This window comes from Shinella sp. WSD5-1 (assembly GCF_963942435.1).
GTDB classification, from domain to species: Bacteria; Pseudomonadota; Alphaproteobacteria; order Rhizobiales; family Rhizobiaceae; genus Shinella; species Shinella yambaruensis.
Map to the genome: position 1 here is coordinate 2,733,597 of NZ_OZ012596.1, position 17,737 is coordinate 2,751,333.

Sequence of the window (17,737 nt, forward strand, 5' to 3'; positions counted from 1 at the left end):
TGAGATGGCCCCAGCCTTTTGCGGGAAGAATCATATTGCGATGCAGCAATTGTCTTCGCCGTGCAAATTTTCGTCAACCGAATGTGGCAGCAAACCGTTTCAATCGGATGAAGGAACGCACCCGATTTCGTTGTTTTGTAACGCGATTCGGCGGTTTCCCGCAGGGCGCCGCCCTTCCTTTCAGATCAGTCTCAGCCCCTTGAGGCTGGCATGCCCGTCCTTGCCGATGATGATGTGGTCATGCACCGTGATACCAAGCGGCCGGGCGGTCTCCACGATCGTCTTCGTCATATCGATGTCCGCCCGCGACGGCGTCGGGTCGCCGGACGGGTGGTTGTGCACGAGGATGATCGCGGTGGCCGAGAGCTCCAGCGCGCGGCGCACCACCTCGCGCGGATAGACCGGCGTGTGATCCACCGTGCCGTGGCCCTGCACCTCGTCGGCGATCAGCGTGTTGCGCTTGTCGAGGAAGAGGATGCGGAACTGCTCGCGCGGCTCGTGCGCCATGGCGGCGTGGCAATACTGGATGACCGAGGACCAGGAGGCGAGTACGGTCTTGTTGCGGATCTCGCTCTTCAGCGTGCGCTGGGCGACGGCCGAGACGAGCTTCAGGTCCAGCGCCACCGCCTCGCCGATGCCCTTCACCTCCTGCAGCAGGGCGGGCGTCGCGCCGAAGACGCCGGCCAACGTGCCGAAGCGGTCGAGCAGGGCTTTCGCGACCGGCTTCGTGTCGCGCCGGGGGATGAGGCGGAAGAGCAGGAGCTCGAGGATCTCGTAATCGGCGAGCGCCCCGTCGCCGCTGTCGCGGAAGCGCAGGCGAAGCCGCTCGCGGTGGCCGTGATAGTGTTTGTCTTCCGCTGCCGGAAGGGCTTTGGCGGGCGTCGCGCGGGCGGGGTGCTCGAAGAAATGGCCCCGCTCGTCGAGCGTGTCGAAGAGGTCGTCGGCGGTCGGCGGGTCGTTTCCCGTATCAAGGGGGGAGGTCGTGTCCGTTCGTCCGCGCGATCCCGTCATGGGCGGCCTTAAGCGGAAAGGCCGGGGCGGTCGAGGCCGCCGGGCGAAAGCGTGAAGATCTCGCAGCCATCCGCCGTCACGCCCACCGTGTGCTCGTACTGGGCGGAGAGCGAGCGGTCGCGCGTCACCGCCGTCCAGCCGTCGGAGAGCACCTTCACATGCGGCCGGCCGAGATTGATCATCGGCTCGATGGTGAAGATCATGCCCTCCTTCATTTCCGGCCCCTCGTTGGCGCGGCCGTAATGCAGGATGTTCGGCGCGTCGTGGAAGAGGCGGCCGACGCCGTGGCCGCAGAAATCGCGCACCACCGAGCAGCGCTCGGCCTCGGCATAGGCCTGGATCGCCTCGCCGATGGCGCCGGTGCGGACGCCGGGCCTGACGGCGGCGATGCCGCGCATCAGGCATTCGTACGTGACTTCGAGCAGGCGCTCGGCGGCGCGCTTGATCTCGCCGACGGGATACATGCGGCTCGAATCGCCGTGCCAGCCGTCGAGGATGAAGGTGACGTCGATATTGACGACGTCGCCTTCGCGCAGCGGCTTGTCGTTGGGGATGCCGTGACAGACGACGTGGTTGATCGAGGTGCAGCTCGACTTGGTGTAGCCGCGGTAGTTCAGCGTCGCGGGCAGCGCGCCGTGGTCCATGCCGAATTCGAAGACGAAGCGGTCGATGACGTCGGTGGCAACGCCCGGCTTGACCAGCGGGTAGAGTTCGTCGAGGCAGCGCGCTGTGAGCTGGCAGGCCTTGCGCATGCCGGCAAAGGCCTCGGCGTCGTAAAGGCGGATCACGCCCGTGTTCTTCAGCGGCGCGGAGGTCGCGTCGATATAGGTCACCATGGTCGAACTTTCGCTAGTCTGTCCGCATGTTCATAGATCAGCCAGACCGGGTTCGTCCATGGCGATCGACGCCACGGGCCGGATTTGCTGGGATGTAACGGCGCATTTGACCGCATAGGCCTCGACGCCGCGCGAAAGCGCCCGGCGGAAGCCGGCCGCATAGGCGGGATCGAGATCGGCGCAGATGCGGAACCGCGAACAATCCTCCCGCTGGACGAGATAGAGCATGACCGCGCGGAAACCGGCCTCGGCCATGTCGCCGAGCTCCTCGAGATGTTTCGCGCCGCGTGCCGTCACCGTGTCGGGAAATTCCGCAAGGCCGGCGGCGCGGCGGAAATGCACGTTCTTTACCTCGACATAGGCAAGCGGCCGGTCCGACGCGGAGAGAAGGATGTCGATGCGCGAATTGCGGCCGTATTTCCTCTCCCGCTCAAGGACGGGATAGGTGCCGAGATCGGCGACCAGGCCGGCGCGGATCGCCTCCTCCGCCAGCCGGTTCGGCAGGCCCGTATTGATGCCGACGACGGTGTCGTCCGCCTCCACCAGTTCGAGGCGATGGCGGTGCTTGCGCGTCGGGCTGTCGCTCTGCGACATCCAGATGCGCGAGCCGGGCGCCGTCAGGCCGCGCATCGAGCCGGTATTGGGGCAGGAGCCGGTGATCGCCGAGCCGTCGTCGAGGATGGCGTCGAACAGGAAGCGCTTGTAGCGCTGCACGAGGGTGCCGGAAACGAGCGGCGGATCGAATTTCATGGGCGTCGGCGGTCAGGCGCGCACGCGCACGTAGGAGCCGGGGGCCTCCTCGATCGAGTTCATCGTGCCGCCGGTCTTGCGCGCCGGCACCATGCGGTCGTCCTGCGCCTTGATCCAGTCGTGCCAGTGCGGCCACCAGGAGCCGGGCGTTTCCTTCGCCTTTTCCACCCAGTCCTCGAATTCGCCCTTCACCGGCCCGCCGGTCCAGTACTGGTACTTCATCTTGTCCGGCGGATTGACGACGCCGGCGATGTGGCCGGAGCCGGCCATCACATAGGTCACCTTGCCGCCGAAGAACTTGCTGCCGACGAAGACCGATTTCGCCGGCGCGATGTGGTCCTCCCTGGTGGCGAGGTTGTAGATCGGGATCTTGACGTCCTTCAGCGACAGCGTCTTGCCGGCAAGCGTCATCTCGCCCTTGGCGAGGGTGTTGTTGAGATAACAATTCCTCAGGTAAAACGAGTGGTTGGCGGCGGGCATTCGCGTGGAATCCGAATTCCAGTAGAGCAGGTCGAAGGGCATGGGATCCTGGCCCTTCAGGTAGTTGTTGACGAAGTAGGGCCAGATCAGCTCGGAGGCGCGCAGCATGTTGAAGGCGGTCGCCATCTTCGAGCCGTCGAGATAGCCGGTCGCCTTCATGCCGCGCTCGATGAGGTCGATCTGCTCCTCGTCGGCGAAGACCTTCAGGTCGCCGGCATGGGTGAAGTCGACCTGCGTGGTGAAGAGCGTCGCCGTGCGGATGCGCTTGTCGCCCTCCTGGCCGTGCAGGGCGAGGGTGGCCGCAAGCAGCGTGCCGCCGACGCAATAGCCGATGGCGTTCACCTCGTCCTCGCCGGTCGCCTGGCTGATCGTGTCGAGCGCGAAGCCGACGCCTTCGCGGGCATAGGCTTCCCAGTCCTTGTCCGCATGCCGCTCGTCCGGGTTCACCCAGGAGATGACGAACACCGTGTGACCCTGGTCCACCGCCCACTTGATGAAGGACTTCGCCGGGTTGAGATCAAGGATGTAGAACTTGTTGATCCAGGGCGGGCAGATGAGCAGCGGGCGCTTCAGCACCTTTTCCGTCGTCGCGTCGTACTGGATGACCTGGCAGACGTCGCTCTGCGCCAGCACCTTGCCCGGCGTCAGCGCCATGTTCTCGCCGATGGCGAACTTGCTCGTGTCGGTCTGGCGCAGCTTCAGGTCGCCGCGGCCGGCGGCGATGTCCTCGGCCAGCATCTTCATGCCGCGCACCAGGTTCGCGCCGTTGGAAGCCACCGTCTCGCGGTAGAGCTGCGGATTGGTGGTGATGAAGTTCGTCGGCGAGATCGCGCTGGCGATCTGCTTCACATAGAAGCCCGCCTTGTGGCGCGTGTGCTCGTCAAGCCCTTCGGCATCGGTGACCAGCTTCTCCGCCCAGTCTGAGGTGACGAAATAGGCCTGGCGCAGGAAATCGAAGAAGGGGTTCTTCACCCAGTCCTCGTCGGCAAAGCGCTTGTCCTTGCTATGCGGATCGGGCGCGGCGTCCTGCGCCTCGCCGGAAAGGCGTCCCAGCGTGCGCGACCAGATGTTGAAATAGCTGCCGAGCAGCAGCGTCTGCGCCTCCAGCGTGCGGCGCGGGTCCGTCAGCCAGTATTCGGAGACTTTGGAGAGGGTTTTCACCATGTCGACCATCGGCTCGGAAACCGTGTCGACCTTCTCGCCGCTTTCGCGCGGGGCAAGCCAGGCGGAGGCGGCCTTGCCGAGCTGTTCGATGGTGCGCGCGAAGTTGACCGTCAGCGCCTCGGGATCCTTGACGATGTAGGGCTCGATCGTCGCGGGGTCGAAGGGCTGGAAACCGGGTTTGTTTCCGGCCGCATCGCGTTCATTCGCCTTGCGTTCGTCGGCCATGGTTCCCTCCCGATTTTATTGTTACTTTTGTATTTTTACATTCTCTACGAAACAGATTACAAGGGCCTGACAGCCGCACAAGGCAATATCGGGAACCGGTCGTTTCGACAGGAGCATACAGCCACATGGCGTTCGAAATCAGGCGCTTGCGCGCCGCTCTTCTCATGGCCGCCGCCGCGGCGGCGCTCGCCTCCTGCGCCTCGAGCGAGACGACGTCGAATGCCGGCGCGAACCGGGCCGACGTCTATCCCGACATCACGGCGATCGTCAGCGCCGAGACGCAGCAGATGAGCGACGAGGAGGCGGCCGGCTACAGCGCGCGCCTGACGGCGCTCTCCAACAGCCGCCGCTCGGGCGCGATTTCGGAAGCCGAATACCGCCGCCAGCTCGCCGAATTGCAGGCGCTGCGCGACGGTCATGGCAAGGCGGCGCTTTCGCAAATCGAGAAGACGAATTAGCGCTTGCGTTTCTTGCCGTTTGGCAGCAAAGCGGATGACGGCCAATTGGCCGTCGGCCGGGCGGAGCGCCTTCATTTCGAACGCTTTCGTCCGTATCCGATTTCTTGATTCGCACGGAGTTTTGCGCCGTCCGGCAAGGCCGCCGGAGGGGCTTCGTGCCTAACGGGGTTGAAGATGGAAGAGTTTCACAAGGTCCGGCGTCTGCCGCCGTATGTTTTCGAACAGGTCAACCGTTTGAAAGCAAGCGCGCGAGCGGGTGGCGCCGACATCATCGACCTTGGCATGGGCAACCCCGACCTGCCGACCCCCAAGGCGATCGTCGACAAGCTCTGCGAGGTGGTCCAGGACCCGCGCACGCACCGCTATTCCTCGTCCAAGGGCATTCCGGGCCTGCGCCGCGCCCAGGCCGCCTATTACGCCCGCCGCTTCGGCGTGAAGCTGAACCCGGAGACGCAGGTCGTCGCGACCCTCGGCTCCAAGGAGGGCTTCGCCAACATGGCGCAGGCGATCACCGCGCCGGGCGACGTCATCCTGTGCCCGAACCCGACCTATCCGATCCACGCCTTCGGCTTCCTGATGGCCGGCGGCGTGATCCGCTCCATGTCGGTCGAGCCGGACGAGAGCTTCTTCCCGCCTCTGGAAAGGGCCGTGCGTCACTCGATCCCCAAGCCGCTGGCGCTGATCATCAACTATCCGTCGAACCCGACGGCGCATGTCGCCTCGCTCGATTTCTACAAGGACGTCATCGCGTTTGCGAAGAAGCACGACATCATCGTGCTTTCCGACCTTGCCTATTCGGAAATCTACTTCGACGACAACGCGCCGCCGCCCTCCGTTCTGGAAGTGCCCGGCGCCATCGACATCGCGGTGGAGTTCACCTCCATGTCGAAGACCTTCTCCATGCCCGGCTGGCGCATGGGCTTTGCCGTCGGCAACGAGCGGCTGATCGCCGCGCTGACCCGCGTCAAGTCCTATCTCGACTACGGCGCCTTCACGCCGATCCAGGTGGCCGCGACCCATGCGCTGAACGGCGACGGCTCCGACATCGCGGAAGTGCGTAACGTCTACAAGCGCCGCCGCGACGTGATGGTCGACACTTTCGGCAAGGCCGGCTTCGAGGTGCCGCCGCCGGCGGCCACCATGTTCGCCTGGGCGAAGATCCCGGAAAAGTTCCGTCATCTCGGTTCGCTGGAATTCTCCAAGCTGCTCGTCGAGAAGGCGGATGTCGCCGTGGCGCCGGGCGTCGGTTTCGGCGAGCAGGGCGACGATTATGTCCGCCTCGCGCTGGTCGAGAACGAGCACCGCATCCGCCAGGCGGCGCGCAACATCAAGAAGTTCCTCTCCACGGCGGACGAGACGATGCACAACGTCATCTCGCTGAACGCCCATCGCTGAAAAATCCGCCCTCCGCGTCTCTGCGGAGGGCTTTCTTCCAAAACGTTAGGACATGACCATGGCTGATGCCCTGAAGATCGGCATTGCGGGCTTGGGGACCGTTGGTGCCTCGCTCGCGAAGATTCTCGTCGAACGCAGGGACATGCTCGCAACGACGTGCGGCCGGCCGATCGCGATCGCCGCCGTGACGGCCCGCAGCAAGGGCCGCGACCGCGGCGTCGATCTTTCGGCCGCCGAATGGTTCGACGATCCGGTCGCGCTCGCCCGCGAGGCGAAGATCGACGTCTTCGTGGAACTGATGGGCGGGGCCGGCGATCCGGCCCATGCCGCGGTCAAGGCGGCGCTGTCGCGCGGCGTGCATGTCGTGACGGCCAACAAGGCGCTGCTCGCCGCCCACGGCGTGGAGCTTGCCGGCATCGCCGAGGAGAACGGCTGCATCCTCAACTACGAGGCGGCCGTCGCCGGCGGCATCCCGGTCATCAAGGCGCTGCGCGAGTCGCTGACGGGCAACACGATCTCGCGCGTCTACGGCATCATGAACGGCACCTGCAACTACATCCTCACCAAGATGGAGAAGGAGGGCCTCAGCTTCGAGGCCTGCCTCAAGGAAGCCCAGCGCCTCGGCTATGCCGAGGCCGACCCGGCCTTCGACATCGAGGGCAACGACACGGCGCACAAGCTGTCGATCCTGACGACGCTCGCCTTCGGCACGAAGATCTCGGCCGACGACATCTATCTCGAAGGCATCACCAACATCTCCATCGACGACATCCGCGCCGCCGCCGATCTCGGCTACCGCATCAAGCTGCTCGGCGTCGCGCAGAAGACGGACACGGGCGTCGAACAGCGCGTGCACCCGACCATGGTGCCGCTCGACAGCGTCATCGCGCAGGTCGACGGCGTGACGAATGCCGTGGCGATCGAATCGGACATTCTCGGCGAACTGCTGATGGTCGGCCCCGGCGCCGGCGGCAATGCGACGGCCTCGGCCGTGCTCGGCGATATTGCCGACATCGCCAAGAGCCGCCCGGGCGCGCAGACCGTGCCGGCGCTCGGCCGCCCGGCCGCCGCGCTCATCCCCTACAAGCGCGCGCAGATCCGCAAGCACCACGGCGGCTACTTCATCCGCCTTTCGGTGGAAGACCGCACCGGCGTCTTCGCCAGCATCGCCAGGCACATGGCGGAAAACGGCATCTCGCTGGAATCCATCGTGCAGCGCGCGCAGTCGACGACCGAATCGACCGATCCGAAGACCATCATCCTCGTCACCCACGCGACGATGGAGGATTCCGTCCGCAAGGCCGTGGCATCCATCAAGGGCGAGGGCTATCTTGTCGGCGAACCGCAGGTGATCCGCATCGAGCGGCCGAAGACGGCCTGATTTTGCGGCCTTTGCCGCGTCCGGGCACCCCCCTCTGCCCTGCCGGGCATCTCCCCCACAAGGGGGGAGATCGGCAAAGAAGCGGCGCTATGCTTGAATTGCGACGTTGACGAGGGGCGTGAGACATTGCCTCATCCAATCTCCCCCCTTGTGGGGGAGATGCCCGGCAGGGCAGAGGGGGGTAACACGGCAGGAGCCGCCATGAGCATGCTGGAAAACGCCGACCCCGTCAGCCGGGCCTTCCTGAATGTCGAGCGCTCGGTGACCGGCCAGCGCTGGGTGGCGCGGCTCGACCAGGCGGGGGAGAACCGGGCGCTGGCGATGAGCCAGAGCCACGGCCTGCCGGATCTCATCGCGCGCGTGCTGGCGGGGCGGGGCGTGCCGTTCGAAGGCGCCGTCGAGTTCCTCGACCCGACGCTGCGCCGCCTGATGCCCGAACCCTACAGCCTGATCGACTGCGAGGCGGCCACCGAGCGGCTGGCGCTGGCCATCGAAAGGCGCCAGCGCGTCGCGATCTTCGGCGATTATGACGTCGACGGCGCGGCCTCCTCGGCGCTCCTCTATCGTTTCCTCGCGCATTTCGGCGTGCAGGCGGAAATCTACATTCCCGACCGCATCTTCGAGGGCTACGGCCCGAACCCCAATGCCATCGCCCAGCTCATCGAGCGCGGCGCCGAGCTGATCGTCACGGTCGACTGCGGCTCGACCAGCCACGAATCGCTGGCCGTCGCGAAGGCGCGCGGCATCGACGTCGTCGTCATCGACCACCACCAGGTGGGCGAGGCGCTGCCGCCGGCCCATGCGCTGGTCAATCCGAACCGCGAGGACGACCTGTCGGGGCAGGGGCACCTCTCGGCCGCCGGCGTCGTCTTCCTCGTCCTGGTGGCGCTGCAGCGCGTGCTGCGGGAAAGGGGCGATGCGCGGGCGAAGACCTTCGATCTCCTCGCCATGCTCGACCTCGTGGCGCTCTCCACCGTCTGCGACGTCGTTCCCCTGAAGGGGCTCAACCGCGCCTATGTGGTCAAGGGCCTCGTCGCCGCGCGCCATCTCGGCAATGCCGGGCTGACGGCGCTCCTGAAGCAGGCGGGCATCGGCGGCCCCGTCACGCCCTATCATCTCGGCTTCCTCGTCGGCCCGCGCATCAATGCCGGCGGGCGCATCGGCGATGCGGCGCTCGGCAGCCGGCTTCTCACCATCGACGAGCCGGGCGAGGCCGAGCGCATCGCCAGGCAGCTCGACGACCTCAACCGCGAGCGCCAGGCCATGGAGGCCGCCATGCTGGCCGAGGCGGAGGCCGAGGCACAGGCGGAATACGGCACCGGCGAAAGCGCCTCCGTCATCCTGACGGCCCGCGAGGGCTGGCATCCGGGCGTCGTCGGCCTGCTCGCCTCGCGCCTCAAGGATCGTTTCCGCCGCCCCGCCTTCGCCATCGCCTTCGATCCCTCCGGCAAGGGCACCGGCTCCGGCCGCTCGATCAGCGGCTTCGATCTCGGCCGCATGGTGCGTGCCGCCGTGGAGGAGGGCCTTCTCGTCAAGGGCGGCGGCCATGCCATGGCGGCGGGGCTGACGGTGGAGCGGTCAAACCTCGGCCGCCTGCGCGGCTTCTTCGAAGAACGCGCCGAGCGCGCCGTGCGCGATCTGGTGGCCGTGGAAACGCTGAAGATCGACGGGGCGCTGAGCGCCGGCGGCGCGACGCTGGCGCTTGCCGACCAGCTGGAGCAGGCCGGCCCCTATGGCTCCGGTCACCCGCAGCCGATCTTCGCGCTGCCGGCGCACCGGGTACGCGACGTCAGGCCCGTCGGCGTCAATCACCTGCGCCTGGAGCTCGAAGGCCCCGATGGCGGGCGCCTCGGCGCCATGGCCTTCCGCGCGGCGGAAGCCGATCTCGGCCTGTTCCTGATGAAGCAGCGCGGGCAGGCGGTGCACATTGCCGGCACGCTTTCCGCCGACAGCTGGCAGGGCAGCCGGCGCATACAGTTCCGCGTGCTGGACGCCGCAAAGGCGTTCTGACGGGCGGGTCGCGATTGCCGAAAGGGGGAGGGTGGCACGCCCTAGGGGAGTCGAACCCCTCTTTTCAGAATGAAAATCTGACGTCCTAACCGATAGACGAAGGGCGCGTGCGGTGGGCGTCTTCTAGTCGGGGCCGCTGATTTGCGCAAGCCCTAAATGCAGGAATTTCCAGTTTTTTCCGTGGGGTGTTTCGGCGCGCGGGCCGCCCGGTCAGGGGCGGATGCTCGCACGATCGGCGAGGATCGAGGCGGGGTCGCAGGCGAGCCTCGTCATCTCGTTGCCCCGGGTGTCGTTCGTGAAGGCATCCGTCGAACCGTAGACGCGCACCTCTCCCTGCCGGATGCCGTCGGCCTCGCGCTTGTCCTCCGTCACCACGAAGGCATAGACGTATTTGCCATGGGCATAACCGACGGCCATGGTCAGGTCCGTCGGGTGGTCGATTTCGGTGTCCTTCGTCGAGAACCAGCTCGAATCGGTTTCGAAATACAGGTCCGCCGCCGCGGCGCCGACGGCATAGGTGTAGTAGGCCTCCTTCTTGCCGGGGTGGTCGCCCGGCTCGGGAAGGCGGCAGAACTCGACGCGCGCATGGCGTTCGGGGATATTGCAGGCGAACTGCATCCGCCAGGGCGGAATGCAGTTCGCCTCGGCGCAGACCGGCAGAAGCAATGCGAAAACCAGCGTGGCGAAGGGCCTCACGCGGCGGCCTTCTTCTTGCGAAGCCCGATGAACGCGACAATGCCGGCTGCAAGGCCGTAGAGCGCCCATTTGAACGGCAGGATATCGGCCGTTTCGCTGCGGATGGGCAGGACCGTGACGGTTCCGGGCGACGATTCGAGCCCCGCCTTGCCTTCCGCCCGGGCTGCGGCGATCTGGTCCGGCGACACCTCCCATTCGGCGCCGGTCCATGTGTCGTAAGCCATGGCGCCACCACCGACGGCGCATGCGACAAGGGCGGAGAAGACGAGGTTGCGGGCTATCGACATGCTTGATTTTCCTGCTTATTTCGCTGCGCGCAAGATAGTCGGCGTTCCCTCGGCTGGCAAGCCGCATGGCCGCATGGAACGGGGACAGCGGGAGGCGCGGCAAAATGGCGGGTCGCATCTGGGCGGGATCACGCCAGGCGCTTCGAACGACAGAGGACAGGAGAAAGTGGCACGCCCTAGGGGAGTCGAACCCCTCTTTTCAGAATGAAAATCTGACGTCCTAACCGATAGACGAAGGGCGCGTGCGGTGGGCGTTATCTAGTCGGCACCGGACGGATTCGCAAGACGGAAAATCATGTGGGCGCCAACTTTTTCACAGGTGGAGAAGAAAGAAATGGGCCCAGGGCATTCCCGTTGCCGGCCGGCCCGGCCGAGAGCAGATGGCCGCGCCGATGCGCTGCCCCGCCATCCCGGATTGACGACTGGTAATCCGGCGGACGCCTTCCCATATATGCCGTGCTGAGGACCTGAGGCGCCGCCGTTGACCCTCCCGGCGGGCGCCCGCTGGCTCAGCCTCGTTGCCCCTGTCGGCAACACGCAGCCGCTCGTCCGGCATGCTGGGCCGGGCGGGCGGCGCGACTTGGGCGGTTCGAGACCCCGGAGCGCTGGGCCAAGCTCGACGGGGCCTCTCGCCCGGCCGCGTAAGACTGCAGCCGTGATTGGTAAACGTTCTCGCCCATGCTTCGTTCCGAGACGGAGAGCTGGTCGCATTCTGATGCAGATTGTCAGGGGAGTGGCACGCCCTAGGGGAGTCGAACCCCTCTTTTCAGAATGAAAATCTGACGTCCTAACCGATAGACGAAGGGCGCGTGCGGTGGGCGTCTTATAGAAGGGCGCCTGGGCTTCCGCAAGCCGGAAAAAGCCGTTGTGACAAAAAAATGAAGAGCCGCCCAGGGGCGGCTCTTCGTGCGAAAAGGCATCGATCACAGAGGGTTAGGGCGCTGCCTACTTGCGGCGCCGGCAGCGCCAGTTCCAGTCGCGCTCCGGGCCGATGTCGATATGCACGGATTCGGTGTGGCAATAGGTGCCGACGCCGCCGCGGCCCGGCATGGAGCGCAGATATTCGGCAAGCTCCCACTTGCTGACGCCGGAAATCTGGATGTCCGCCGCCGCGCAGCGCGTGTGCAGCGATTGCTTCGCACGGTTGACCTTGATGTCGCGCAGGCCCGAGGTGACGATGATCGGCTTGTCGTAGTGCTTCTCGATCGTCTTCAGCACCTGCAGCAGTTCCGGCTTGAAACAGCCGGTGCGCACCTTCTCCGTCTGCAGCCACAGGCCGTTCGGCGCGAGGCGGGCAAGGCCGGCGAGCGACGCGACTTCCTTGAACTGCGGGCCGTCGTCCTCGACCTCGTCGGCCTCCGAATGGTCCGTCGAGAACATGGAGCTGGCCATCGACACGCCGGGCAGCGTGCCGAGCGAAGCCTTGCGGGTGGCGCTCGCGCTTTCCCGGTTGAGCACGCGGCGCGGCCCTTCGGCAAAACGGTTGCCGTCGAACTGCTGCCTGGCCTCGCGCTTGTTGGCGAAGAGCGAGGCGAGCGTCATGGTCTTTCGCGGCTCGTCTTTCTTGATGTCGGTCGCGCTCGCCTGGCCGGTGGTGCCGGGCAGCACTGCCGCCGCGTCATCGTCCGCCGGTGTCGCGAGGACAAGGTCCGCCGCATTGCCGGTGGCGGCTTCCGCAGTGAGGGCCGTTCGCGCGGTCTTGGGGATCGGCCCATTTTCCGGCAGCGTGATCTCCGCCTGTTCGTCGCCGGGCGTGGCGAGCGGCTGCTGGCCGGTCGATCCGACCGGCGGCATGTCCTCGACCGGCAGGCGGCCGGACTGGTCCGCCGTCTGCGCCGCGCCGGTGCCGGCATAGAGGCTGTTGACGGAGGCATTGGCACCCGCTGTCTGCGTGGCATAGGCATTGCCGGTCGCGACCGCCTGGCCGCCGGTGCCGTAGATGCTCGCCCTGCCGGCATTCAGCGTCGTCGGCTGCATGACGAGGCCGGACCGGTCGGCGGCAGCGTCATCCGCGACCTGCCGGTCCGCCACCACCGCCGAAGCGGCATCGGCGGTGACGGAGGGCTCCCCGGCCGTTCCGCCGGCAGCCCCCGCGCTCACCACGGGCGTGGTGGTCTCGTCCGTGCTGCCTTCGGCGAGCGTGTCTTCGCTTTCCTGCGCGGCCCTGCCGTCCGCGCGCATATCCGTTGAGACTGCGGAAACGCAGCCCGAGAGCGTGGCAACCGAAACAGCCAGCAGCAATCCATACCGCAGCGCCTTCAGGCCTGGCCACTTTGCCTGCATGTCCTGCAAAGGCTTTCCCCCGCTTTCGACGTTCGCGCCCCCGGTCTTGCCGCCGGTCGGGCCATTTCTTCAAACAGTCGCAACCGCAATCGAGAAAAGCCGAAGGGCCAAGCTGCGGTTGCTGCGATGTTAGCGTTTCGGTCGGTGGTGTAAAGGCCGAAGCGCGTAAAGCCGTGAAACGCAGAACGGGAGGCGATCCGGCCCGAATCGGCCAAGACGCCCCTCTCGCTGGCGATCGACCGGATGGGCAAGAGGTATCCGGCCAAATACGGCGAAACGATGATCGTTGCACGGATGTATAGGACGCAAGCTTTGCCCGGGGCTTGCGTCCGGGAAGGGCTACCAGGCGCCGGTATTGCCCATGGAGGCCCAGGGCTCGGCCGGCGGCAGGCTGTCGCCCTTCTGCAGGATCTCGATGGAAATGCCGTCCGGCGAGCGCACGAAGGCCATATGGCCGTCGCGCGGCGGGCGGTTGATCGTCACGCCATTGTCCATCAGCTTCTGGCAGGTGGCATAGATGTCGTCGACCTCGTAGGCGAGGTGGCCGAAATTGCGCCCGCCGGTATAGTCTTCGCTGTCCCAGTTGTAGGTGAGCTCGAGGCAGGGGGCGGCGTTCGCCTGCGCGGCCTCGGCATCTTCCGGCGCGGCGAGGAAGATCAGCGTGAAGCGGCCTTTTTCGTTCTCGTGGCGGCGCACCTCCTCAAGGCCGAACAGCGTCGAATAGAAATGCAGGGACTGGTCGACGTCTTTGACGCGGACCATCGTATGGAGATAACGCATTGGAATATCCTTTGAATGTGGAATCGTCCGGAAGAGTAGGGTTTTGTCAGCCTGAGGCAAGCCTTGCGGCCTATCAAAGGGACCGGCAAAACTTTCAAAGGGACTTGCGCATTCGCATCGGGACAATGTTATTCTGGTTATCAAGAATCAGTTAACCGTAACTCATGTGACGCGTAAACGAGGGGCTGGCAGATCATGGCGGACAGGGTGTCTTCAAAGGAAATCACGAACCGTGATGACCAGAGCAATGACGCCGTCGATCTCGTCGAGATCACCGGGGTCATCAAGTGGTTCGACGTGGCCAAGGGGTTCGGCTTCATCGTGCCGGACAACGGCATGCAGGACGTTCTCCTGCACGTCACCTGCCTGCGGCGCGACGGCTACCAGACGGTTCTGGAGGGCACGCGCGTCGTCGCGCTGATCCAGAAGCGCGACCGCGGCTACCAGGCTTTCCGCATCCTTTCCATGGACCAGACGACGGCCGTGCATCCTTCGCAGATGCCGCCGGTCAAGACCCATGTGCAGGTCACCCCGTCGAGCGGGCTGGAGCGCGTGCTGGTCAAGTGGTTCAACCGCACCAAGGGTTTCGGTTTCCTGACGCGCGGCGAGGGCACGGAGGACATCTTCATCCATATGGAGACGCTGCGCCGCTTCGGCCTGACGGAGCTGCGCCCCGGCCAGGTCGTGCTCGTGCGCTTCGGCGACGGCGAGAAGGGCCTGATGGCGGCGGAGATCCATCCGGACATGCCGGTTCCCGGCAACAGGGCCCACTGATGGGCCTTTTCGCGCGGACGGCCGGTTTCGCGCGCCTTGCGAGCGCCGTCCTGGCGCTCTTCTTCTGTCTTTCCCTTACCGCCTTTGCGGCGGAGACGTTCGACACCCAGCCGCTGACGATCATCACCAGAGACGGCAAGCGCCATGCCTTCACCGTGGAGCTCGCCATCACGCCGCGCCAGCGCGAGCAGGGGCTGATGCATCGCCGCGAGATGGCGCCGGACCACGGCATGCTCTTCGCCTTCGGCGAGACGCGGCAGGTCTTCATGTGGATGAAGAACACCTACCTGCCGCTCGACATGCTGTTCATCGCCAGGGACGGCAAGGTGCGTGCGATCAAGGAGAACGCCGAGCCGCATTCCGAATCGATCATCGATTCGCAGGGGCCGATCGACTACGTGCTGGAGCTGAACGGCGGCACCGTGCGGCGCCTCGGCATCCGGGCCGGCAACCGCGTCGAGAACGAGCTGATGGATTCCCTGCGCAAGGCGAAATAGCCCGGCCATTTCCTGCGACAAGCGCTTGAAAACACCCATTTCCTGTTGCGGCAGCGGGCGGATGCGTGTATCTCCCCATCGCCGGGACGGACGGAGTGTAGCGCAGTCTGGTAGCGCATCTGGTTTGGGACCAGAGGGTCGGGAGTTCGAATCTCTCCACTCCGACCACGTCCGGCGGGCGTTTCGATGCCAAATGCGCGTCCGGTCATTCCCCCTTTACGGAATCCGGGTTATGCATTCTCGGACGCGCGCCGGCGGAACGGCGCGCCTTTATGCGAGAATTCTGGAGCCGCTTCGATGACCGCGAAGATCTATCGTCCCGCCAAGACCGCCATGCAATCGGGCAAGGCCAAGACCCATCTCTGGGTCCTTGAGTTCGATGCCGAGAAGCCGCGGACGATCGACCCGATCATGGGCTATACGAGCTCCGGCGACATGTACCAGCAGGTCAAGCTGACATTCAAGACCCGCGAGGAGGCCATCGCCTACGCGACGCGCAAGGGCATCGACTACCGCGTGATCGAACCCAAGGAAGCGACCCGCAAGCGCGTTGCCTATCCGGACAACTTCCGTTTCAACCGCATGCAGCCCTGGACCCATTGAGGTTTCGCTGGCCCTGCCAGCCCCGGCCCCTTAGCTCAGCTGGATAGAGCATCTGCCTTCTAAGCAGAATGTCGCAGGTTCGAGCCCTGCAGGGGTCGCCAGTCCTTCCGGAGCACTTCCGCTCTTCCCCGTAAAACGCTCTTTTCGTTTGTTCCGAACGTGGACTGCTCGGCCCGGTCGGCGCGAAGCTTCACAGAAGGAAGTCGCCCGCCTTCAGATGCTCGGTCGCGTCGAGCGCAATCGAAAAATCCGCCGTGCCGTCGCCGTCCACGTCGCCCTGGAGGATCGTGTCGCCGCTTTTTGTCGCGTAGCGCAATTCACCGGCCTTGCCGTGGAATTTCTCCGTGCCGATGAAGTCGAAGGCCTGGTCGCCCTTGACCGTCTTGTCAGCGTCGATGCCCTTTAGGTCGATCCGATCCCCTTCCTTCCGGCTGAAGTCGCGGATCGTGTCGCGCCCGCTCCTGGCGACGGTCGAATCGTGGAGGGACCGGAAGACGAAGGTGTCGGCCCCCGCGCCGCCATGGAGCCTGTCCGCATCGGGGCCGCCTTGCAGGCGGTCGTTGCCATCCTCCCCGTAGAGCCAGTCCCTGCCGAGGCCGCCCCTTATGCTGTCGTTCCCGCTGCCGCCCGCAAGCCGGTCGTCGAGGCCGCCGCCAACCATCCTGTCATGGCCGGCAAAGCCATAGAGGCGATCGGGGCCATATCCGCCGGTGATGACGTCGTTGCCTCTCAACGCCGTTTCCAGGACTTTCCAGTCGTCCGCCTTTCCTTTGGTTCTTGCCGCGTCGATCACCGCGGTCGCCGAAAACGCGGCGCCCTCAAGGGACAGGCCGAGTCTACCCGCGAAAAAGAGGCTGTAGCCCGTGAACGTCCCGCCGATGGGATAGTCGCTGGCATCATAATGCAGCCCGCGGCCGCGAAACAGGGTCGCGTTGCCGCCGCCATAGTCCACCTCGAAGCGCGTGCCGGTGGAGGACCGCACGAGCCCTTCGAAAAGGCCGCTCAGAGTGATGGCCCGCATGTCGATGCTGTGGAAAAGTCCGACCTTCACCTTTGCCATGGCCTGGCTCCCTCAACGGGTAACGGGACCGGTCCACCATCCGCCGGAGGTTCCCGTCGCCTTTCCCGGGGCACGCCTGCCGATATGCCGCGGTCGGCGTGTGATCCCCGGAGTGCCGATTATGGACGAAGGCCGGCGTCTTCCGCAAGGGCCGGGCTTCCATCAAGGCAAGGGTTTACGGAGCCCGGGCCGAGGCGGCCCGGCGACGCAAAAAGGCCGGGGCATCGCGAGATGCCCCGGCCTTGCTCGTGCTTCGGCAGCTCCTAGTGCAGGATCTGGCTGAGGAAGAGCTTCGTGCGCTCGTGCTGCGGGTTGTCGAAGAACTCGGCCGGCGAGTTCTGCTCGACGATCTGCCCCTGGTCCATGAAGATGACGCGGTTGGCGACCTGGCGGGCGAAGCCCATTTCGTGCGTCACGCACAGCATGGTCATGCCTTCCTCGGCGAGCGAGACCATGGTGTCGAGCACTTCCTTCACCATTTCCGGGTCGAGCGCCGAGGTCGGCTCGTCGAATAGCATGATCTTCGGCTTCATGCAGAGCGAACGGGCGATCGCCACGCGCTGCTGCTGGCCGCCGGAGAGCTGGCCGGGATACTTGTTCGCCTGTTCCGGGATCTTGACGCGCTTGAGGTAGTGCATCGCCACTTCCTCGGCGTCCTTCTTCGGCATCTTGCGCACCCAGATCGGGGCGAGCGTGCAGTTTTCCAGGATCGTCAGATGGGGGAAGAGGTTGAAGTGCTGGAACACCATGCCGACCTCGCGGCGCACCTCGTCGATCTTCTTCAGGTCGTTGGTCAGCTCGATGCCGTCGACGACGATCCTGCCCTTCTGGTGCTCCTCGAGACGGTTGATGCAGCGGATCATCGTCGACTTGCCGGAGCCCGACGGGCCGGCGATGACGATGCGCTCGCCCTTCATGACCTTGAGATTGATGTCGCGCAGAACGTGGAAATCGCCGTACCACTTGTTCATGTTGACGATCTCGACGGCGACGTCCGTCGCGGAGACCGTCATCTTTTGCGCCTGGGCCTGGTTTGCCATTGTTGTT

At 65.4% G+C, this 17,737-nt stretch carries 17 protein-coding genes and 5 tRNA genes; 9 read left to right on the forward strand and 13 right to left on the reverse strand.

Annotation, left to right across the window (positions count from 1 at the left end):
• Positions 1-180: 180 nt before the first annotated feature.
• From radC to AABQ55_RS13520, 4 genes are read right to left on the reverse strand one after another with little or no spacing between them, the layout of a single operon-like run.
• Positions 181-1,011, reverse strand: a complete 831-nt coding sequence (gene radC, locus AABQ55_RS13505) for a RadC family protein (RefSeq protein WP_244765599.1) — start codon at positions 1,009-1,011, stop codon at positions 181-183.
• An 8-nt stretch (positions 1,012-1,019) separates the two neighbouring features.
• Complete coding sequence (gene map / locus AABQ55_RS13510) at positions 1,020-1,847, reverse strand: type I methionyl aminopeptidase (RefSeq protein WP_272805374.1); 828 nt, start codon at positions 1,845-1,847, stop codon at positions 1,020-1,022.
• A gap of 30 nt (positions 1,848-1,877) precedes the next feature.
• Positions 1,878-2,597, reverse strand: coding sequence for a DNA/RNA nuclease SfsA (sfsA, locus tag AABQ55_RS13515; protein ID WP_272805375.1), 720 nt, complete (start codon positions 2,595-2,597; stop codon positions 1,878-1,880).
• A 12-nt stretch (positions 2,598-2,609) separates the two neighbouring features.
• Complete coding sequence (locus AABQ55_RS13520; RefSeq protein ID WP_244765596.1) at positions 2,610-4,466, reverse strand: PHA/PHB synthase family protein; 1,857 nt, start codon at positions 4,464-4,466, stop codon at positions 2,610-2,612.
• Positions 4,467-4,591: 125 nt separating this feature from the next.
• Here AABQ55_RS13520 and AABQ55_RS13525 point away from each other — a divergent pair, with 125 nt between their 5' ends.
• The 4 genes from AABQ55_RS13525 to recJ all read left to right on the forward strand — a co-directional run bounded on the left by AABQ55_RS13525 (position 4,592) and on the right by recJ (position 9,710).
• Complete coding sequence (locus tag AABQ55_RS13525; RefSeq protein ID WP_272805376.1) at positions 4,592-4,924, forward strand: SHOCT domain-containing protein; 333 nt, start codon at positions 4,592-4,594, stop codon at positions 4,922-4,924.
• A 174-nt stretch (positions 4,925-5,098) separates the two neighbouring features.
• Complete coding sequence (locus AABQ55_RS13530; protein WP_064329964.1) at positions 5,099-6,319, forward strand: LL-diaminopimelate aminotransferase; 1,221 nt, start codon at positions 5,099-5,101, stop codon at positions 6,317-6,319.
• 58 nt (positions 6,320-6,377) lie between these two features.
• Positions 6,378-7,700, forward strand: coding sequence for a homoserine dehydrogenase (locus AABQ55_RS13535; RefSeq protein WP_272805377.1), 1,323 nt, complete (start codon positions 6,378-6,380; stop codon positions 7,698-7,700).
• Between the two features lie 207 nt (positions 7,701-7,907).
• Entirely contained in the window at positions 7,908-9,710 is a 1,803-nt protein-coding gene (recJ, locus tag AABQ55_RS13540) for a single-stranded-DNA-specific exonuclease RecJ (protein WP_443021153.1), read from the forward strand.
• A 32-nt stretch (positions 9,711-9,742) separates the two neighbouring features.
• On the opposite strand, the gene AABQ55_RS13545 is transcribed toward recJ, so the two are convergent.
• The 7 genes from AABQ55_RS13545 to gloA all read right to left on the reverse strand — a co-directional run bounded on the left by AABQ55_RS13545 (position 9,743) and on the right by gloA (position 13,756).
• A tRNA-Glu gene (locus AABQ55_RS13545) sits at positions 9,743-9,817 on the reverse strand.
• Between the two features lie 103 nt (positions 9,818-9,920).
• Positions 9,921-10,406 carry a hypothetical protein gene (locus tag AABQ55_RS13550; protein ID WP_272805379.1) on the reverse strand — a complete coding sequence of 162 codons (486 nt, stop codon included), beginning with the start codon at positions 10,404-10,406 and terminating at the stop codon, positions 9,921-9,923.
• Complete coding sequence (locus tag AABQ55_RS13555; protein ID WP_272805380.1) at positions 10,403-10,693, reverse strand: hypothetical protein; 291 nt, start codon at positions 10,691-10,693, stop codon at positions 10,403-10,405. The genes AABQ55_RS13550 and AABQ55_RS13555 overlap by 4 nt, the downstream gene beginning before the upstream one ends.
• A gap of 167 nt (positions 10,694-10,860) precedes the next feature.
• A tRNA-Glu gene (locus AABQ55_RS13560) sits at positions 10,861-10,935 on the reverse strand.
• 492 nt (positions 10,936-11,427) lie between these two features.
• Positions 11,428-11,502 (reverse strand) — tRNA-Glu (locus AABQ55_RS13565).
• Positions 11,503-11,638: 136 nt separating this feature from the next.
• Positions 11,639-12,976 (reverse strand): YcbK family protein, encoded by a 1,338-nt coding sequence (locus AABQ55_RS13570; RefSeq protein WP_272805381.1) that lies wholly within the window; start codon positions 12,974-12,976, stop codon positions 11,639-11,641.
• A 339-nt stretch (positions 12,977-13,315) separates the two neighbouring features.
• Complete coding sequence (gloA, locus tag AABQ55_RS13575) at positions 13,316-13,756, reverse strand: lactoylglutathione lyase (protein WP_272805382.1); 441 nt, start codon at positions 13,754-13,756, stop codon at positions 13,316-13,318.
• A 195-nt stretch (positions 13,757-13,951) separates the two neighbouring features.
• Between gloA and AABQ55_RS13580 the strand changes: the two genes are divergently transcribed.
• From AABQ55_RS13580 to AABQ55_RS13600, 5 genes are all read left to right on the forward strand, one after another.
• Positions 13,952-14,530, forward strand: coding sequence for a cold-shock protein (locus AABQ55_RS13580; protein ID WP_272805383.1), 579 nt, complete (start codon positions 13,952-13,954; stop codon positions 14,528-14,530).
• On the forward strand, positions 14,530-15,027 hold the full coding sequence (locus tag AABQ55_RS13585; RefSeq protein ID WP_272805384.1) for a DUF192 domain-containing protein: 498 nt from the start codon (positions 14,530-14,532) through the stop codon (positions 15,025-15,027). The genes AABQ55_RS13580 and AABQ55_RS13585 overlap by 1 nt, the downstream gene beginning before the upstream one ends.
• A gap of 91 nt (positions 15,028-15,118) precedes the next feature.
• A tRNA-Pro gene (locus AABQ55_RS13590) sits at positions 15,119-15,195 on the forward strand.
• A gap of 129 nt (positions 15,196-15,324) precedes the next feature.
• The gene (locus AABQ55_RS13595; RefSeq protein ID WP_272805385.1) at positions 15,325-15,630 is read left to right on the forward strand and encodes an ETC complex I subunit; all 306 of its coding nucleotides are present in this window, start codon (positions 15,325-15,327) and stop codon (positions 15,628-15,630) included.
• 24 nt (positions 15,631-15,654) lie between these two features.
• Positions 15,655-15,731 (forward strand) — tRNA-Arg (locus AABQ55_RS13600).
• Between the two features lie 89 nt (positions 15,732-15,820).
• Here the strand turns inward: AABQ55_RS13600 and AABQ55_RS13605 are convergent.
• Positions 15,821-16,690, reverse strand: coding sequence for a calcium-binding protein (locus AABQ55_RS13605; RefSeq protein WP_272805386.1), 870 nt, complete (start codon positions 16,688-16,690; stop codon positions 15,821-15,823).
• A gap of 263 nt (positions 16,691-16,953) precedes the next feature.
• A complete protein-coding gene (locus tag AABQ55_RS13610; protein ID WP_244765584.1) occupies positions 16,954-17,730 on the reverse strand; it encodes an amino acid ABC transporter ATP-binding protein in 777 nt (258 codons plus the stop codon).
• Positions 17,731-17,737 lie beyond the last annotated feature (7 nt).